Source organism: Paenibacillus sp. BIHB 4019 (assembly GCF_002741035.1).
Lineage (GTDB): Bacteria > Bacillota > Bacilli > Paenibacillales > Paenibacillaceae > Pristimantibacillus.
Window position 1 is genome coordinate 1,832,501 of sequence record NZ_CP016808.1, and the last position, 17,573, is coordinate 1,850,073.

At 50.0% G+C, this 17,573-nt stretch carries 17 protein-coding genes and 1 other RNA gene (1 of these 18 cut by a window edge); 1 reads left to right on the forward strand and 17 read right to left on the reverse strand.

Annotation, left to right across the window (positions count from 1 at the left end; genetic code table 11):
• The 14 genes from BBD42_RS07720 to rpoE form a co-directional block, all read right to left on the reverse strand.
• On the reverse strand, positions 1-11 hold the 5' end (the start) of the coding sequence (locus BBD42_RS07720) for a pro-sigmaK processing inhibitor BofA family protein (protein ID WP_237163412.1). It extends 256 nt beyond the left edge of the window; only the first 11 of its 267 coding nucleotides appear in the window; its start codon is at positions 9-11; its stop codon lies beyond the left edge, outside the window.
• Positions 8-301 (reverse strand): DUF2508 family protein, encoded by a 294-nt coding sequence (locus tag BBD42_RS07725; protein WP_237163413.1) that lies wholly within the window; start codon positions 299-301, stop codon positions 8-10. The genes BBD42_RS07720 and BBD42_RS07725 overlap by 4 nt, the downstream gene beginning before the upstream one ends.
• Positions 302-515: 214 nt before the next feature.
• On the reverse strand, positions 516-1,115 hold the full coding sequence (gene recR, locus BBD42_RS07730; protein ID WP_046229552.1) for a recombination mediator RecR: 600 nt from the start codon (positions 1,113-1,115) through the stop codon (positions 516-518).
• A 43-nt stretch (positions 1,116-1,158) separates the two neighbouring features.
• Positions 1,159-1,470, reverse strand: a complete 312-nt coding sequence (locus BBD42_RS07735) for a YbaB/EbfC family nucleoid-associated protein (RefSeq protein WP_056037661.1) — start codon at positions 1,468-1,470, stop codon at positions 1,159-1,161.
• A 22-nt stretch (positions 1,471-1,492) separates the two neighbouring features.
• Positions 1,493-3,280, reverse strand: a complete 1,788-nt coding sequence (gene dnaX / locus BBD42_RS07740) for a DNA polymerase III subunit gamma/tau (protein WP_099517698.1) — start codon at positions 3,278-3,280, stop codon at positions 1,493-1,495.
• Between the two features lie 178 nt (positions 3,281-3,458).
• Positions 3,459-3,726: signal recognition particle sRNA large type (ffs, locus tag BBD42_RS07745), an RNA gene on the reverse strand.
• A 134-nt stretch (positions 3,727-3,860) separates the two neighbouring features.
• Entirely contained in the window at positions 3,861-4,277 is a 417-nt protein-coding gene (locus BBD42_RS07750) for a hypothetical protein (protein ID WP_099517699.1), read from the reverse strand.
• Between the two features lie 86 nt (positions 4,278-4,363).
• Complete coding sequence (gene rpmE, locus BBD42_RS07755) at positions 4,364-4,561, reverse strand: 50S ribosomal protein L31 (protein ID WP_056037655.1); 198 nt, start codon at positions 4,559-4,561, stop codon at positions 4,364-4,366.
• A gap of 240 nt (positions 4,562-4,801) precedes the next feature.
• Complete coding sequence (locus BBD42_RS07760; protein WP_099517700.1) at positions 4,802-6,058, reverse strand: radical SAM family protein; 1,257 nt, start codon at positions 6,056-6,058, stop codon at positions 4,802-4,804.
• Between the two features lie 22 nt (positions 6,059-6,080).
• Positions 6,081-7,448, reverse strand: coding sequence for a transcription termination factor Rho (gene rho / locus BBD42_RS07765; protein WP_056037649.1), 1,368 nt, complete (start codon positions 7,446-7,448; stop codon positions 6,081-6,083).
• A 131-nt stretch (positions 7,449-7,579) separates the two neighbouring features.
• Complete coding sequence (locus BBD42_RS07770) at positions 7,580-8,839, reverse strand: UDP-N-acetylglucosamine 1-carboxyvinyltransferase (RefSeq protein ID WP_056037646.1); 1,260 nt, start codon at positions 8,837-8,839, stop codon at positions 7,580-7,582.
• Between the two features lie 418 nt (positions 8,840-9,257).
• Positions 9,258-9,653, reverse strand: a complete 396-nt coding sequence (locus tag BBD42_RS07775) for a response regulator (RefSeq protein WP_056037642.1) — start codon at positions 9,651-9,653, stop codon at positions 9,258-9,260.
• Between the two features lie 139 nt (positions 9,654-9,792).
• The gene (locus BBD42_RS07780) at positions 9,793-11,397 is read right to left on the reverse strand and encodes a CTP synthase (protein WP_056037640.1); all 1,605 of its coding nucleotides are present in this window, start codon (positions 11,395-11,397) and stop codon (positions 9,793-9,795) included.
• A 397-nt stretch (positions 11,398-11,794) separates the two neighbouring features.
• On the reverse strand, positions 11,795-12,367 hold the full coding sequence (gene rpoE, locus BBD42_RS07785; RefSeq protein ID WP_056037638.1) for a DNA-directed RNA polymerase subunit delta: 573 nt from the start codon (positions 12,365-12,367) through the stop codon (positions 11,795-11,797).
• 411 nt (positions 12,368-12,778) lie between these two features.
• Between rpoE and BBD42_RS07790 the strand changes: the two genes are divergently transcribed.
• Positions 12,779-13,912, forward strand: coding sequence for a S8 family peptidase (locus BBD42_RS07790; RefSeq protein ID WP_237163414.1), 1,134 nt, complete (start codon positions 12,779-12,781; stop codon positions 13,910-13,912).
• Between the two features lie 198 nt (positions 13,913-14,110).
• Here the strand turns inward: BBD42_RS07790 and BBD42_RS07795 are convergent, their stop codons facing one another.
• From BBD42_RS07795 to BBD42_RS07805, 3 genes are read right to left on the reverse strand one after another with little or no spacing between them, the layout of a single operon-like run.
• Entirely contained in the window at positions 14,111-15,490 is a 1,380-nt protein-coding gene (locus BBD42_RS07795; RefSeq protein WP_099517701.1) for an ABC transporter substrate-binding protein, read from the reverse strand.
• 51 nt (positions 15,491-15,541) lie between these two features.
• Positions 15,542-16,162, reverse strand: a complete 621-nt coding sequence (locus BBD42_RS07800) for a YdcF family protein (RefSeq protein WP_099517702.1) — start codon at positions 16,160-16,162, stop codon at positions 15,542-15,544.
• Positions 16,163-16,174: 12 nt separating this feature from the next.
• Entirely contained in the window at positions 16,175-17,572 is a 1,398-nt protein-coding gene (locus BBD42_RS07805; RefSeq protein WP_056037626.1) for an MBOAT family O-acyltransferase, read from the reverse strand.
• Position 17,573 lies beyond the last annotated feature (1 nt).

Genomic DNA, 17,573 nt, shown 5'->3' on the forward strand with positions numbered 1-17,573 from the left:
GTATTCATCATTGAACCGCCCTCCATTCCGACCAGCTCTTGCAAGCTCTTTTGGCGGTGCGGAGCAAAGAGTCATATCGCTTTTCAGCTGTAATAATGGCGTATATCGCATAATCAATTTGATCTTTGCCCAGAGCATAGTCAAAAAAACGATTTGCATTTTCCCATTCCAGATGGGCCTCATAAATTTCCTGGCGCAGCCGGTCGGTCCACTGCAGGGCATCCATCTCCCCCTGTGCCCCATTAGCCAACTTTTCCTCCGCTGTCTTGCTGCCGATTCTCCATTTATTGAGCTGCTTCATTCCCTCATGACCTCCCGCTTGTCCATTCAAAAGCCAAGGCTGCCTTTATTCCATATATAAGCGGGGAGCCTTGCAAATAGAACTAGCACCGAGATCATTCAGCCACAGCAGCCTCCTAAACGAAAAGGCAATGCGCTATACCTGCCCAATATATACTTCATATAAAAAAAGCTGCCCCTATCGTTTTGAACGATAAGAACAGCTTTGCCTACCTTTAACCCAGCTCTCTGCGGCCTTCCAGTGCTTTGGACAGCGTAACTTCATCGGCATATTCCAAATCGCCGCCAACCGGCAAGCCGTGAGCGATTCGCGTGACCCGTATGCCAAAAGGTTTCACAAGCCGCGATATATACATAGCGGTTGCTTCTCCTTCGACATTCGGATTGGTCGCCAGAATAAGTTCCTGTACTCGCTCATCACTGAGGCGGCGCAGCAGCTCGGCAATTTTGATCTGATCCGGTCCAATTCCCTCCATAGGAGAAATCGCCCCTTGCAGCACGTGATAATGCCCCATGAACTCCTTCGTCCGCTCCATCGCCACCAAATCTTTCGATTCTTGTACGACGCAAATGACGGAGTTGTCCCTGAGCTTATCTTGGCAAATACGGCAAGGGTCCGTATCGGTTATATTACAGCAGATGGAGCAATAAGTCAGATTGCGCTTCACGCTCACGAGCGCTTTAGCAAAATCAATGACATCGTCTTCCTTCATGCGAAGCACATAGAAAGCCAGTCTTGCAGCTGTTTTCGGTCCAATACCCGGCAGCCTGGTGAAACTGTCAATCAACTTCGCTATCGGTTCGGGATAATGCAACAGGTGTAGCTCCTTTCAAATCAGAACGAGCTGCGGCTTGTTTTTAGAACAAGCCCGGGATTTTCATGCCACCTGTAAATTTGCCCATGTCCTGGTTCGCGACATCGTCCACTTTTGACAAGGCATCGTTTACAGCTGTAATAATCAAATCCTGCAGCATTTCAACATCTTCCGGATCGACAGCTTCCGGTTTAATTGTAATATCAAGAACTTTTTTGTGCCCGTTTACGGTAACGTTAACTACGCCGCCGCCTGCTGTGCCTTCAACGGTTTTGTGGACAAGCTCTTCCTGCGCTTTCATCATTTGCTCTTGCATCTTCTTCACTTGCTTCATCATTTGATTCATATTGTTCATTATAATCACCTCTTATTTATAGTTAAAAATCCTCTTTCACAACGACGAGCTCTTCACCGAAAAGCTTTACCGCTTCTTCTACCCATTTAGGCTGGGCTGGTGCTGCATCCGGCATATCCGATTGCAGTTCAAACGCTTCATCCGGCGTTGCTGAACCATTATCGGTGGCCGATTGCCATTCTTTAATCATAACCGTTGCAAGCTGAAGCGGCTGCCCAAACACACTTTGCATAACCCGCTCAATAATTTCTTTATGCGTCGGCTTCTCCGTTGTTTCTCGGTGCATCGTATTTTTAAAAGCAACCAATACATTGCCATCCACAACGGATACCGGCTCGCCATCCATCAACCACGCATGAACCGTGATCTTGGTTTCCTTCACCCGCTGCAGCAGCTCGCTCCACTTCATGCGAACTTGCCCCGTTTCACTGCTGCCAGCAGCGGATAAATAAGGCCCCAGCTTAACTGGCGTCCGAACAGATACCGAGTTAGAGCCGCCGCTGCGGTTATTAAAGGCAGGACGATTGCCATTCGCCCCGGCCCGAGCCGCTGCGCCGCTGGCAGACGCTCCTCCGCCAGCAACTGGAACGCCATTTTGCAGCAGCTGCTCCAGCTTATGCTCAAGCTGCTCCACCTGCTGGCGCAGACGGCCCACCTCTGCGGAAGAACTCGCCGTACCACCAGATGGCTGGGCAGCGTCCCCCGCAGATGCGCTTTCGCGGCTATCGCTGATGGTGCAAATTTTCATCAACGCGACTTCAAACAGCGTCTGCGATTGAGCGGCATGCTTCATTTCGGATTGATAGCTGTTCAGCGTATCAATCATGCGAAACAGGCGGTCCGGCGTAAAAGCATCCGCCATTGCCTGGAAGCGTTCTGCATCAACGACGCGTTCCGTCGCCGCTCCGCCTTGCGGGGCAAGCTTGAGCACAAGCAAATCCCTGAAATAATAAATCAGGTTTTCCATGCACTTATCCGCGCTTTTGCCCGCTTGCGTCAAGCTTTCGACAAGCGGCATCACAGCGCCAACATCCCGGTCGCGAACCGCTTCCGCCAGCTCGTAGAACTGGTCGGCCGCCATTCCGCCCGTCACATCGACAGCGCCGTCGAGCGTAATGCTTCCGCCTCCAAAAGCTGCTACCTGCTCCAGCAGGCTGATCGCGTCACGCATGCCGCCTTCTGACAGCCTTGCAATATAAGCAATCGCATCATCTTCGGCGGTAATGCCTTCTTCCTTGCAAATCTCATGAAGCCGCTCCGATTGCTCTGCAAGCGACACCTGCCGAAAATCAAAACGCTGGCAGCGAGAAATAATCGTAGCAGGAAGCTTATGCGGTTCAGTTGTTGCTAATATAAAGATAACATGTGCAGGCGGCTCTTCCAATGTTTTGAGCAAAGCATTGAATGCCTCTGAAGTAAGCATGTGCACCTCATCAATAATGTACACTTTATATCTCACTTCAGATGGGGCGTAGCGCACCTTATCCCGAATATCGCGAATTTCGTCGATGCCCCGGTTGGAGGCAGCGTCAATCTCCACGACATCCATAATATGACCAGCTGTAATACCGCGGCATGCGTCGCATTCATTGCAGGGCTCCACTGCCGGGCCGGATTCACAATTGACTGCTTTCGCCAATACCTTAGCTGTCGTCGTCTTCCCCGTCCCCCGGGGACCGTTGAACAAATAGGCATGCGAAACGCGATCCTCTTTTATCGCATTTTGCAGCGTCTGCACAATATGCTGTTGTCCCACCATGTCCCGAAACGTCTGGGGACGCCAGGCACGGTACAAGGCAATATGAGTCACATGGACCGTTCCCTTCTTGTTTCCTTACAGGAATTCTGCAAAAATACTCTATAATACTCTATCTCTTATTATACATCATCAAAGCCTCAAGCCAAACAAAAAACACCCGCAGCACCATTCGAGTTCATCGAAAAGCGTCGCCGGTGTCTGTTAACATCCGTAATATAAAACTTTAATACCGTGCACCTGCCCTTGATTAATGTAACCCAGGCGGCACTCTTGCACCACAGCTCGAGCCAGGCACTCCCCCGGCACATGAACTAACTTACTTACGGCTGCTTCCTTCCGGACCTGACCGAGTTCACAAGCGTCCATTGCGGAGGACCCAACTGTCAACACTGCTCGCAAGCGCCAAACCCCGCATAGACATAACCTCAAACAGGAATTCAACCTCGCTAAAGCGGATTGCGAGTTACAGGGCACCGCTAACTCCCCATCTAGCACGGCAAAAATAAGTATAGCTGATAATGTTACAAAGCGCAACTTTTCTGAGGACAAGACATAAAATGCGCCTTTTCATCAAGCGTGAACAGCTTGGCCTTTCTTTGACGAAAGGCATTGTTTCGCTTAAAAACGGGTATTATCGGCTCGTTTTGACCCGTACCTCATAGCGCGGCATATTATATTGCAAAGTCTCCTCTGCTTTATGCTGAAGCTGCTTCACCTGTGCATCGGACATATCCGGCTTGGCGGTCAAATGAACGACCAGATGCTCCCCATTAAAATGAATCCAGCTTTTTTGAACGCCGTCCATCTTCTTGATCAACTCGCCAACGAACTTGCCGTCTGAGCCATAATTTAAATACGAATGCTTATTCGGTATGTTCGGGTTGCTGTTGGACAGCCCCATATAGCCGTCATGCCCATAGGATTGCATCTGCTGTTTATGATCAGGCTGGCCACAGCCGGCAGCACTTGACGCTGCGAGCAGCAAGATGCCTGCCAATAACAGCATGCGCGAGCTTTTTAAAGGCAATACGCTCCGGTTCAATCTCATCAAAAAAACCTCCCTTATAACCATTAGAATGGCTACGGGAGGTTCTTGTATTCTGCCAAATATAGACAAAATAGACATCACAGCAATTAGATGCCGTATTTCTTTTTGAAACGATCGACGCGGCCGCCCACATCCAGGAACTTCTGCTTACCCGTATAGAATGGGTGGCATTGGGAACAAATCTCTACACGAAGGTTCTGTTTAATGGAACCAGTCTCGAAAGTGTTACCACAAGCGCAAGTTGCTGTAGTGATATGGTATGTCGGATGAATAGCTTGTTTCATCTCTTTCACCTCTTTCTGCCCTGAGCCACAGGCGGGCCCAGAATTAAGTCATACATCTCTGAATTATAGCATAGCCCCGTCCTTGTTGTAAAACACAAGGTGAAACGGTTGTCGCCGTCCTTTGACGGCGCGGCACGTTTCAGCCCGAAAAATATAGAGAAAGTATGGAGAAATCATATGCTTTCCTATATTTCAAAAGAAGGAGCTGTCCGTCACCGGAACAACCGCTCTTCTGGGGCATCAAGATTGAATTAAGCTCGCAGGCGGAACATGCGTGAATGAGCCAATTACAACATCTGGCAGCTCGTCGCGGAAAATTTCCAGCATCTGCTTCATTCCATAAATTTCGCCTTGTGCCGGCGGAATCAAGGATAAATAGCTTTCCGGGTCGATGTTCAGGTTCCGCATTTGGATAAGCTTAAGGCCGGTCCGCTTTACAAAGCCGATCATGGCCTCCATCTCTTCCTCACGATCCGTCACACCTGGAAAAATCAAATAGTTGATCGACGTATAAACACCCTTGTCCGTCGCATATTTCAACGACTTCTCTACATTGGCGAGCGTATAGCCACGCGGCTTGTAGTAGGCATTGTAATGATCATCAAGCGCACTGATGGTGCTGACACGCATCAAATTCAATCCCGCATCAACAATGGCACGGATGTGATCTGTCAGCCCAGCGTTCGTATTGATGTTAATGTAGCCCAGCGACGTCTGGCTTCTCACCCGGCGCATCGCATCGACAATAATCCGCACCTGCGTTGAAGGTTCGCCTTCGCAGCCTTGGCCGAAGCTAATAATGGAATCTTCATGGCGAAGATGCTCCAGCATAATCTCCGTCACTTCGTCCACCGTCGGCTTGAAATTCATCCGGGTTTGCGGAGCAACAAAGCCGCTGTCATCCGGCTGTTCGGAAATACAGCCAAAACAACCCGCATTGCACGAATACGATACCGGAACCGCACCTTCCCAGCGCTGCAAAAACGTATTGGACGACGTCAAGCATTCATATCCCAGTGCACAGTTCGACAAATGCTTGTACAGACGATTTTCTGGATATTTGGACGTGATGCGCTCGACTTGCTGCTTAACCTCATCGCGGTCGCAATTGAGCGGATCCCAGCGTTCCGGATCATCGCACTGCTCAGCTGCAACGTAGAAACCATTGTTTTTCCATACGACAGCCGTATAACCGAACAAAGGCAGCTTTTCATTTTTATCCGCTTTTACATAGCCTGGCAGGGCAAGCCGCGTATAGCCTTGCGGCAAAAGCGCGCCTACCGCCTGCTTATTGCCTGGAAGCAGCTGCATTTCGCCCGTATCCGGGTTCAGGCCAACCGCCTTCGTAAATGGCAAGCTTACAAGCGTCGCCCCTTCCGGCAACGGAATGAGCTCGTCCTCCATCATTTCGACAATCATATCGCCGCTGCGGCCTAAAGCTATATAGTGAGGATGATCAAAGACATTTCCTTGCTCATCAGCATATACAAGATTCATGATGTTCTCCTTTCAGGCAGCGCTATGAGCTATGCGTCGTGCGAGGGGCTGCCGAACGGCGTCCAGCCGCTGGCGTTGATGATGACGACGAACTGGTACTGCTGCTTTTGATCGTGCTGCTGCGCTGCGGCGGCTTCGTCTCTGGCATGGAATCGAGCGACATGAGAAATTCACTATTCGTTTCGCTGTTTTTCAGCTTTTTGAGGAAGCCGTCAACGAACTCAATGGAATCGTTCATATTTTTGCGAACTACCCATAGCTTCTCCAGCTCTTCTTGTGTCAGGAGCATTTCTTCTCGGCGCGTACCCGATCTGCGGATATCGAGCGCTGGGAAAATCCGGCGTTCAGCCAGTTTTCTGTCCAGGTGCAGCTCCATATTGCCGGTACTTTTAAACTCTTCATAAATGATGTCATCCATACGCGAGCCTGTCTCCACAAGCGCTGTCGCGAGGATCGTCAAGCTTCCGCCCTCTTCCACATTCCGCGCCGCACCGAAAAACCGCTTCGGACGATGAAATGCAGCAGGGTCAATACCACCGCTCAGCGTACGGCCGGATGGCGGCACTACCAAGTTGTAGGCACGAGCCAGACGCGTGATGCTATCCATCAAAATAACAACATCCTTCTTATGCTCCACCAGGCGCAGCGCTCTCTCCAAGACAAGCTCTGTTACCTTAATATGATTTTCCGGCACTTCATCGAAAGTGGAAGCAATAACTTCGCCCTTAACCGAACGCTGCATATCCGTTACTTCCTCAGGCCGTTCATCAATAAGCAGTACGAACAGCTCGATTTCTGGATGATTGGTAGAAATGCTGTTGGCAATCTCTTTGAGAAGCAACGTTTTGCCGACTTTCGGAGGTGCAACAATGAGTCCACGCTGGCCAAGTCCAACAGGCGCAATTAAATCCATAATTCGTGTGGAAAGTTTAGAGGATGCCGTCTCAAGCACCAGTTTTTTCTGTGGAAAAAGAGGAGTCAATGCGGGAAAATGTAACCGTTCAGCTGCGAGTTCAGGACTCGTCCCATTAACTGCATTTACTTGCAGCAAACCAAAGTATTTCTCCGAATCTTTCGGAAGCCGACATTTGCCGGATACGAGATCGCCCGTACGAAGATCGAACTTGCGAATTTGGGAAGCCGAAATATAAATATCCTCTTTGCTTGGCAAATAGTTGATAGGCCTAAGAAAGCCGAAGCCTTCCGGCAAAATTTCCAGGACGCCTTGCATGAACATCAAGCCGCTTTTCTCAGCCTGGGCCCGCAATATTGCGAAAATCAATTCCTTCTTCTTGAGTTGGCCATAATACGGAATTTGATACTGCTTCGCCAGCTTGTACAAATCCGTCAGCTTCAACTCTTCCAGATCGGCGATCTGAAGATCTGTCATGTTCTCACCACTTTATTCAGTTTTATGGTACAACAAACCGCTATATTCCGATCTATCAGTATATACCAGAGTTGGCGCCGGATATTCCTCATCCCATTGAACCAGCGCCAAGCTCCAATCTTCCTGCCTATTTAGGAGGTTTCCGTCTCGCGCCACACATCTGCGCCCAGTCTGCGCAAATTATCAACCAAGTGGTCATAGCCACGGTCAATATATTCCACACCGCTTATTTCGGTAATGCCTTCCGGTACAGTCAATCCAGCAATAACAAGCGCCGCGCCTGCGCGCAGATCTGCTGCTCGCACCTTAGCAGCGTTAAGCGGTCCGCCTTCAATAATGGCCGATCTTCCTTCAACACGAATGTTGGCGCCCATGCGCGCAAGCTCAGGAACATGCTTGAAACGATTACTGTATACATAGTCGGTTAAAATGCTTACACCGCTCGCTTGGGTCAGCAAGCTCGTCATAGGGGACTGCAAATCGGTCGCAAAGCCCGGATAAACCAATGCTTTAACATCAATGGCATTGTACTTTGGAGCGCCCACGATGCGGATAGATTCATCCATTTCGTATACGGTAACGCCCATTTCCTCCAGCTTCGCCGTCATAGCTTCCATATGCTTCGGGATGACGTTGTCAATCAGGACATCTCCACGCGTTGCCGCGGCGATAATCATGTAAGTTCCAGCTTGAATGCGATCAGGAATAATGGAGTGGCGGCAGCCATGCAGGCTATCCACTCCTTCGATCCGAATGGTTTCCGTGCCGGCCCCTTTGATTTTTGCGCCCATGGCATTGAGAAGAGTAGCTACATCTATAATTTCAGGCTCTTTTGCCGCGTTTTCGATTATCGTAGAGCCTTTGGCCCGAGAGGCCGCAAGCATAATGTTGATCGTTGCTCCTACACTTACCACATCAAGATAAATTTTCGCTCCCCGCAGCTGCTTCGCAGATATGCGCATCGAGCCATGCTCATTCGTTACGGTTGCGCCCAGCGCTTCAAAGCCTTTAATATGCTGGTCGATAGGCCTTGGTTCAAAATTGCAGCCGCCAGGCAAGCCAATAACGGCTTCTCCAAAGCGTCCTAGCATCGCTCCCATCAAATAGTAGGAAGCGCGCAGCAGCTTAACTTTTCCATTCGGCATAGGCTTTGCTTTAAGATTAGAAGGATCAATACGCATCATGTCGCCTTGCCAGTCAATGACCGCACCAAGATCTTGCAAAATTTCGCTATAAACAGCAACATCACTCAAATGAGGCAAATTGTCCAGCACAACCTCGGACTCCGCTAGTATCGCAGCGGGAACCAACGCTACGGCGCTGTTCTTAGCACCGCTGATTTGGACCGTTCCTTGCAGCGGACGTCCGCCGCGTATCATCAATTTCTCCATCAATTTTGTAGTCCTCCCGTTGTATCGAAAGAGAACAAAGGAAAAACCGCCACAGCGAGCACACGCCGCCGCATGCACACTGTTAGAAGGCGGTTCGTCATCCCGTGCTCCTGTTGTTACGCTTGATTGTTACTTCCGAACAAGCGGATTTTCTCTTGAAATACGGCTTGCTTTGCAAAGCGAGCAGGAGCCAGGTGTCTCCATGGATGAATGCCTTGTCCATTCGCCGACATCATTTTCGAGAATTGCAGAGCTGCAAGCCACTTGGTTCTCTGTGTTTACATTTATTTTACCAATACCTAATGCGATAGACAAATAAACAGCTTGATTCTGAGCCATTATACCATAATGGCGTCAGGAATGGTAAAGCTCTTTTGCCAAGGTACAAACCGTAGAATAATAAAAAAGGGCCCGCTAATCAGGACCCTATCGCGAAACGACTGCTGGAACCGCCTTCTAGCTGCATGTTCACCGCTATTCGCATTTCATCAATATCAAACGGTTTGGTGAAATGCATCAAAGCTCCGAGATCGGTCGCTTCCTTAATCATATCCAGCTCACCATAAGCCGTCATCATAATGACTTTTATGTCTTTATTAATGGCTTTCACATGCTTTAAAATTTCTAAACCGTCCATCCCGGGAATCTTCATGTCAAGCAGCACCAAATCAGGGCTTTCCTTCTTCACAATTTCCAAGGCAAGCTTGCCGTTGGAGGCCTGAAAAGTCGCATAACCCTCGCTGCTGAACACTTCCATCAAAAGCACACGGATTCCATTCTGATCGTCCACTATTAATAGCTTCTTTTGTTCCAAAATATAATACCTCCCACGACAGAGCGACAACAATTGGTCAGCTCTTCCATCATCGTTAATATATTCGCGGATCAAGTCGGAATATCCTTCTGCCCCAGGAAAAAAATTGGACGGTTTATACATTTATGTTACGAATACACTATCTCTCCGAAAACGCAAGCGCAGCGCGGACAAAACCGCGGAACAGCTTCTGTGGACGATTAGGTCTGGAAGTGAATTCCGGGTGGAATTGCACGGCCAAGAACCAAGGGTGATCCTTCATTTCCACCATTTCTACCAGTCTGCCATCCGGCGAAGTTCCCGAAATGGTCAAGCCAGCTGCTTCCACTTGCTCGCGGAATTCATTGTTGAACTCGTACCGGTGACGGTGACGCTCATAGACGAGCTCATCATCATATTCTGTAGCACCGAGCGAGCCTGGAATAAGCTTGCAAGGGTACAGGCCAAGACGCATCGTGCCGCCCATGTCTTCAATGTCCTTCTGCTCAGGAAGCAGGTCAATAACAGGGTATGGCGTCGATGGGTTAATCTCCGAGCTGTTGGCGCCATCAAGGCCAACCACATGACGTGCATATTCAATAACGGCCACTTGCATGCCAAGGCAAATACCAAAGAACGGCACTTGCTGTTCGCGAGCATGGCGAATGGCAATCACTTTGCCTTCAATACCACGATCACCAAAGCCGCCTGGCACGAGAATGCCGTGAACGCCCTGCAAGCGGTCTGCCACATTGCTGTCCGTCAGCTCTTCTGCATTTACCCAGCGGATTTTCACTTCGGAATCTGCATCAATACCTGCATGAGCAAGGGATTCCACGATGCTGAGGTAAGCATCATGCAAAGCTACGTATTTACCAACAATTGCGATTTCTGTTGTTTTGTGCAGCGACTTCACGCGCTGAACGAGGCTCGTCCACTCCGTCATATCCGGCTCGTTCGTGCCGAGCTTCAAGTGGTTGACGACGATATCGTCCAAGCCTTGCTCGCGAAGCATCAAAGGCACTTCATACAACGTGGAAGCGTCGCGGCATTCCACAACTGCATTTGCATCAATATCGCAGAACAAGGCGATTTTGTGCTTCAGGTCTTCCGCCATCGCATGCTCTGTACGGCATACGATTACGTTCGGCTGGATGCCGATGCTGCGAAGCTCTTTTACACTGTGCTGAGTCGGCTTCGTTTTCACTTCGCCGGCAGCTTTAATAAAAGGAATCAGGGTAACGTGAATATACATCACATTGTCACGGCCAATATCGCTCTTGATTTGACGAATAGCTTCCAGGAATGGCAAGCTCTCGATATCGCCAACCGTACCGCCGATCTCCGTAATGACAACGTCGGATGCCGATTCTTTGCCTGCGCGGAATACACGATCCTTGATTTCATTCGTAATATGCGGGATAACCTGCACCGTTCCACCTAAGTAATCGCCACGGCGCTCTTTGGTAATAACGTTGGAATAAATTTTGCCTGTCGTTACATTGCTGTTTTTGGAAAGGTTGATATCGATGAAACGCTCGTAGTGGCCAAGGTCAAGATCCGTCTCTGCGCCATCATCGGTTACAAACACTTCACCGTGCTGATAAGGGCTCATCGTTCCCGGGTCTACGTTAATGTACGGGTCGAACTTTTGAATCGTTACTTTGAGGCCTCTGTTTTTCAACAATCGACCAAGCGATGCGGCTGTAATCCCTTTACCCAAGGAAGAGACAACGCCTCCGGTTACGAAAATATATTTTGTCACTGTGCCAATACCCTCCAAGCTCTAGTGTGTATTCCTATAGGTTTCCCAATCTATCCAATAAACATAGGCGCTTTCGCGCCACAGCGGTTTATCTGTATCATCAAACGAAAAGCCGGAGCCTTCCGTCGCCGAACATGTTCTTCTACAAACAAAAAAAGTGACACCCGTAGAGTACGGGGCACTTTTCGTTTGGCGTATTATTAAGCGGTTGTCTTAACCGAATCTAAAGCCCATGCAATAGTTTACTCTGACGTATACAACCTGTCAAGTATAAACGGCGCTGCCTGTCATACTTGGCGTCAGCGAGCGTTCTGCCCGGAAATAGAAGGGTTGGCTAAGAAACCTCCTTACCCTTTCTTCGATTTCAAGCCTGCACGATTCATGGGTGAACAAGGACTTACTTGTCGTCCTCTTCCTCTTCATCTTCTTCAAAATCGTCCGCTTCCTCGCCGTCTTCCAGCTCCTCATCCGAATCATCCTCTTCATCTTCCAGCTCTTCGCCTTCGATTCCGGTTTCTTCGTCTGCTTCGGCTTCTTCTTCAGCTTCCTCGAACTCACGATCTTCATCATAAACATCGTAGTCCTCTTCGTCCGCTGCGTAAGTTTCCTCTTCTTCATCCGCGAACAGATCATCATCATCGAGATCGTCGTCGTCGTTAATGATTCTGGAGCGTTTGGCGTTGGAAATTGGGTCTTCGCTGCGCTCTACTGGATACCAGCGCTTAAGGCCCCACATATTTGTGCCGACGCAAGCGAAACGGCCGTCAATATTAATTTCAGTATATACTTGTGCAATGACCTGATTAATCCCATCCGTAGACAATCCGCGTATTTTAGCAATCTCCATCATGAGATCACGGTAGTAATACGGCGTATTAGCTGTCTTAAGAAATTCAAATGCCAAATCAACCATTGGCATTTCCTTAATCCGCTCAGGGTCCAGCTTCAAAGTGATGTTGCTGCCGCTCATATGGACACATCCTCTCTTGCCATCTTCATTCATTATCAAACTATAGTAAAACCTATTTCTTTCAAAAAAGCAAGCGTCAGCCTATCCATTGTGAAGCTTGTCCACAAAGCTCACACCGCGATAATGAATTTATTAGCGCTAGAGCGGCTTGAACCCTCCTTCACAGCTTGGACAACAGGATAAAAAGCGAAGGAATCCCTTCGCTCTGACTGTATCCATCCGGGCCGCGCTGGCCGCTAACGTTCCGGAGAGGTAAGAGCCCCATAGAACTCTTACATCATCCTATGTGCGACTGTGCATTTTGACACGGTTTCACGCCTAATTATATCAAAAAAGGCAAGTGGCTCATGCAGCTTGCTCCTCTCCGTCATACAATAGCTCAGCATCGTCCGTCGGGAGGGGACGCGAAATTTGGACACTACCGTTTTTCTCCATTGGTTGCAAGGCGCGATGGCAAGCTCGGAGCAGACGACACCAAAGCGCATTATCCGTTTTTACCAGCAGAGCGAGTACCAGCGCTTTATAAAAGACTGGTCGGAGCTGCCGAATGGCAAGGCTGCGCTTAAAGCCGTCAAACAGATGCCCATCATTCGCGCTATTTCCTGTCGTCTGCCTGTCGAAGAAACCCTCGCCCGATTCTCAACAGGGGTATGGATTGAGGATGATCGACGCATTACCGTTCATGCCGTTACACCCAAATCCTTAATGTCCGAAAAAGGAGTTCCTTGGGGCGTGCAGCATGTCAAAGCTCCGCAAGCCTGGGGCATGACTACCGGCCACCGCATTAAAATTGGCGTCATTGACACCGGCGTCGATTTCAGCCATCCCGACCTGCGCCAGTCGCTGTCGCGCGGCATTAATTTGCTGAACCGCAGCATGCTTCCGCATGATGACAACGGACATGGCACCCATATTGCCGGAACAATTGCAGCCGCCAATCAGATGCAGGGCATGATTGGCATTGCTCCGCGTGCGCAGATCTATCCCGTGAAAGCGTTCGACCACAACGGCAGCGCTTTCGTCTCGGACATTATACTCGGCATTGACTGGTGCGTAAGAAACCGGGTTAACATTATCAATATGAGCTTCGGCATGAAAACCCGCAGCAAAGCGCTGCTTACCGCCATTACCAATGCTTATAACGCAGGAATCATAGTAGTCGCCTCATCAGGCAACGACGGAAAACGCCGCTCGGTTGATTATCCGGCCCGTTATCCGCAAACGATTTCTGTAGGCGCAACTACACGGCTTAGGCGCGTCGCCCCTTTCACCAATCGTGGTGCCCATATCGATATATACGCCCCTGGCGATAAAATCGTTTCCTCATGGCTGCGCGGCAAATACCATGAGATGAGCGGCACCTCCATGGCAACCTCTCATGTCAGTGGCGCTGTTGCGCTGCTGCTCGCCTATAAACCGGGCCTATCGCCCGCCGACATTAAATGGATACTCAAGCGATCCACCCAGCCGCTGAGGGGCAGCAAAGCCCAGCGGCTCATCGGGGAGCTTGATATTATGCGCATGCTGCAAGCCGCCGACCGATGAGGTCAGCGGCTTTTTCGCTTGCTGCTGAATAGGCGATGCAGAAGAGCAGCCTTATCCATCAGGCTGCTGTCCTAACGCAAATCAGACTGCAGCTCGCGCGTGCAGCCTGTTGCTTTCATCGCTTTCATCTATCATGCAGCCAGTAGCCGCCGCCAAGTTTTGCGGCCACATCCTTGCCCTTGCCGCCCCTTGCCGCAATTAAGGCTTCGCCGGCGCGCTGGAGGCGCCCTCAGACGCTGCGGCAGCATCAGTTGATGCGCTGCCTGCTGCATCTGCTGCCGGTGCTGTGGCCCCAGCTTTGCTAGCTAGGTCAGCAAGGCTGCGATTGATTTCTTTTTCAGCCTGATCCAATATGGCCTTCGGCTTCCAGCCCTTCTCCATGCCTTTGGCGAGCTGTTCGTTCCACAGCTTCTGCACTTCATTATCCAGCGCTGTGTATTTGCGCTCATGCATCTTGCTGGCGAGCTCTACATTAAGCGGATAAACGATTTGCCCGCCTAAAAATGTCGAAGGCTCCGGCTTCTGGCTGCTCTTGCTCAGCACGGGGGCATAGGCCGGAACCGCATTGCCGAGACCGTATTTCGCATGATCCGTTACGACATAGTTCATGAACGCCCATGCCATCTCCTTGTGCTTGCCGCCAGAAGGCAGCAGAAATACGGAGCTGTTCTCCCAGCCGTTCAATTTCAGCGGCAGACGCGTTTGCCGCCACTTGCCTGCCGTTTCCGGCGCCCATTGCTCCAGCACCGAATCTCCCCAGATGCCCAGGTACACCATAGCCAGCTTGCCGTCACGGACAGCCTGTTCACCTGACTCTTCCCAGATGTTCACGCCAGGCACATGCTCCTTCAAGCGCTGCGTCAGGGCAATCGCCTGCTCAAACGTATCATTATTGAAGGCAAACTGATGGTTGTCATTCACCAGGCCGGTCTTTTGGGCGCTGGCGAACAGATTTATCGTCTCGCCGTACCACTGCGTAATGCGAACGCCTTTATTTTGCAGCGTATTGTTCATCTTGACCCAGTTGTCCGGATCATCCATATACGTCGCCAGCTTCTCCGGATCGGTAAGGAAGCCGTATTTTTTCAAAATATCCTCGCGGTAATAGGTCACCTTTGGCGATGAGGAGAGCGGCCAGCCGATCAGGCGCTTTCCGTCGAACGAAAGGTTGCTGTCCCACAGCGGCTGGCTGAAGCCAGCCTTGTACTCGCCAGCATTGTAAGGAGCGTCGAGCAAATTTTCCAGCTTGTCGCTATCCCCAAAGTTCGGAAAGGCGGCGCTATCGAGCATAATGACATCGGGAACGCTGCCTGAGGCAAGCGCCTCGGTATATTTTTTAACTTGATCGGCGTAGGTAACCTCTGTCACCTTAATCGCAACCTCCGGATACAGGTCGTTAAAGGCTTTTATCGTGTCCTCCCAGCCGCCGTAATACGTCCAGAAGGACAAGCTGATTTTTTCCGCAGGCTTAGCCGGAGACGCTTCCGGAGAGGCACTTTGCTGCTTCTTTTGGCCGAAGGCCAGATAGATACCTATCACTAGCACAAGCAGCGCAAGGACCACCCACAATTTTTTCATCACAAGACCCCCTTTGTAAAATCATTCTGGCTGCAGCTGTCGTTGTCCCATTCAGAATACAGCTTTATTCAAGCGTTTAAGCAGGCGTTTGGCCTCCTTCCCATCGATACCGAGCCAATTCCCGCCCAGCTTGATATATTCGTTGCCGGTGATCATCAGGCTGGTTTTGCTGCTCCACCATTTGGCGGCGTTAAACTGCGGACTTTCGTAGCTGGCATAGGTGAGCCGGATATGCCCATCCTCAAACGTTTGCTCAAAAAGATACCTCGCGCGGCGCATATGAAAATCAGAGGTGACCACAATAGCGGAGCTAAGCCCATGCTGGTCCATAAGCTCCCGTACGTAAGCCGCATTTTCTTTCGTGCTTCGCGCCTGCGTCTCCAAATAAACCCCGCTTGGCGGCAAAACAGCGAGGCGAAGCTCCTCTTGAATATAATGGTCGTTTGCGCTTGAAATAATGAGTGCTTCTGCTCCATATTGCTGAAAAACTTCCAGACCCTTCGCCAGCCGCCCCTCCTCGCCGCTCAATACAATGATCGCCTGCGAGGGAGCAGGGTTCGGCGCAACCGCCAAAAAGTAGCCAGCGCGCCATACGGCAAGCGCTAGCATAACGAGCAGCATGCCAAGCGTCCATAAGGTGACACGTTTCCTTCGACTCCATTGCCGATTCACGCCTCGTCCCCCTTAAAACTGAAAATAAATAAATGGTGTGGAGGCTGTTGGCATAAGCAATAAGAGTGCGAGCAGTACGAAAAATAAAATAAACAAGCCGCCAAAGGTCGTTAGCTTAACGCGAGGATAATCTTTCAACCGTACCCCAACGATATGGCCGGCCAGTACAAGCACAAGCACGAAGCCCAAATAAGGGTAGAACCACATGAGGCCGCCGGTGTCGATGAGGAACATTTTGCGCAGCACCAGCCAGGAATGCTCAAAGCTTTGGGAGCGGAAGAACACCCACGTGATGCAGACAAATACAAATGTAAGCGCCCATGCAGCCGTTCGGTACAGCCAGTGGTTGATTTCCTGTTTTTTGAGCACATGGTTGAAATAAAGCTTGTGTATGACGAGCGCAAGGCCGTGCAGAAGCCCCCAGAATACGAAATTCCAGCTTGCTCCGTGCCAGAGGCCGCCAAGCAGCATAACAAGAATAAGGTTAATGTTCGCACGGATAGGCCCTTTGCGATTGCCGCCCAGCGAGAAATATAAATATTCTCTCAGCCAAGACGACAGCGAAATATGCCAGCGCCGCCAAAATTCCGTCACGCTGCGGGACAGGTACGGCATATTGAAGTTGCGCGGAATGTCGATGCCCATACATTTTGCCGAACCGATCGCCATATCGGAATAGCCGGAAAAATCGCAATAGATTTGCACCGCATACGCAATGACGGCGAGCCATACGGTAAGTGGCGAATATTCGCCGGGACTTGCGAACACCGGATCGACAAACATCGCCATATGGTCGGCAATAATAATTTTTTTGACTAAACCAAAGATGAATATTTGTCCGCCTTCAATTAAGTTGCTGCGCTTGATGACGATGTCACGGGCCATTTGCGGCAGAAAATGCCGCGGCTTAAGAATTGGCCCTGCGATCAAATGCGGAAAAAACACGATTAAAAGCGAGAAGTCCCAAATGGACGACGGCTTAATGTCGCGCTTGTACACATCTATCGTGTAGCTCATGACCTCGAACGTAATAAACGAGATTCCTACGGGCAGCACGATCGACAGCAGCGGAAATGTCATGCCAAACTGATCCAGCAAGCCATTCGCCGAATCTATGAAAAAATTAAAATATTTGAAGAAGCCCAGAATTGTGAGATTGGCAATGACGCTGAATATGAGCCAGCGCTTGCGTACCGCAGCCTCTGTTGCCCGGTCGATCGACACGGCACTCACATGGTTTATAAGCGTCATCACGATCACGAGCAGGACGAAGCGGTAATCCCATACGCTGTAAAAATAATAGCTGCCAATCAGCAAAACTGCTTTTTTCAGCGCATGTATTTTAATAGTAGATAACAGGATAAGCATTACGGCAAAAAACAGCAGATACTCCCAGCTTGAAAATATCATT

Bases quoted from the DNA above. Each gene is read 5' to 3' on its own strand.
- BBD42_RS07725 (WP_237163413.1), bottom strand. From the start codon at position 301: ATGAAGCAGCTCAATAAATGGAGAATCGGCAGCAAGACAGCGGAGGAA.
- BBD42_RS07735 (WP_056037661.1), bottom strand. From the start codon at position 1,470: ATGAACAATATGAATCAAATGATGAAGCAAGTGAAGAAGATGCAAGAG.
- BBD42_RS07750 (WP_099517699.1), bottom strand. From the start codon at position 4,277: ATGAGATTGAACCGGAGCGTATTGCCTTTAAAAAGCTCGCGCATGCTG.
- rpmE (WP_056037655.1), bottom strand. From the start codon at position 4,561: ATGAAACAAGCTATTCATCCGACATACCATATCACTACAGCAACTTGC.
- BBD42_RS07760 (WP_099517700.1), bottom strand. From the start codon at position 6,058: ATGAATCTTGTATATGCTGATGAGCAAGGAAATGTCTTTGATCATCCT.
- rho (WP_056037649.1), bottom strand. From the start codon at position 7,448: ATGACAGATCTTCAGATCGCCGATCTGGAAGAGTTGAAGCTGACGGAT.
- BBD42_RS07770 (WP_056037646.1), bottom strand. From the start codon at position 8,839: ATGGAGAAATTGATGATACGCGGCGGACGTCCGCTGCAAGGAACGGTC.
- rpoE (WP_056037638.1), bottom strand. From the start codon at position 12,367: ATGAGCGGCAGCAACATCACTTTGAAGCTGGACCCTGAGCGGATTAAG.
- BBD42_RS07795 (WP_099517701.1), bottom strand. From the start codon at position 15,490: ATGAAAAAATTGTGGGTGGTCCTTGCGCTGCTTGTGCTAGTGATAGGT.
- BBD42_RS07805 (WP_056037626.1), bottom strand. From the start codon at position 17,572: ATGATATTTTCAAGCTGGGAGTATCTGCTGTTTTTTGCCGTAATGCTT.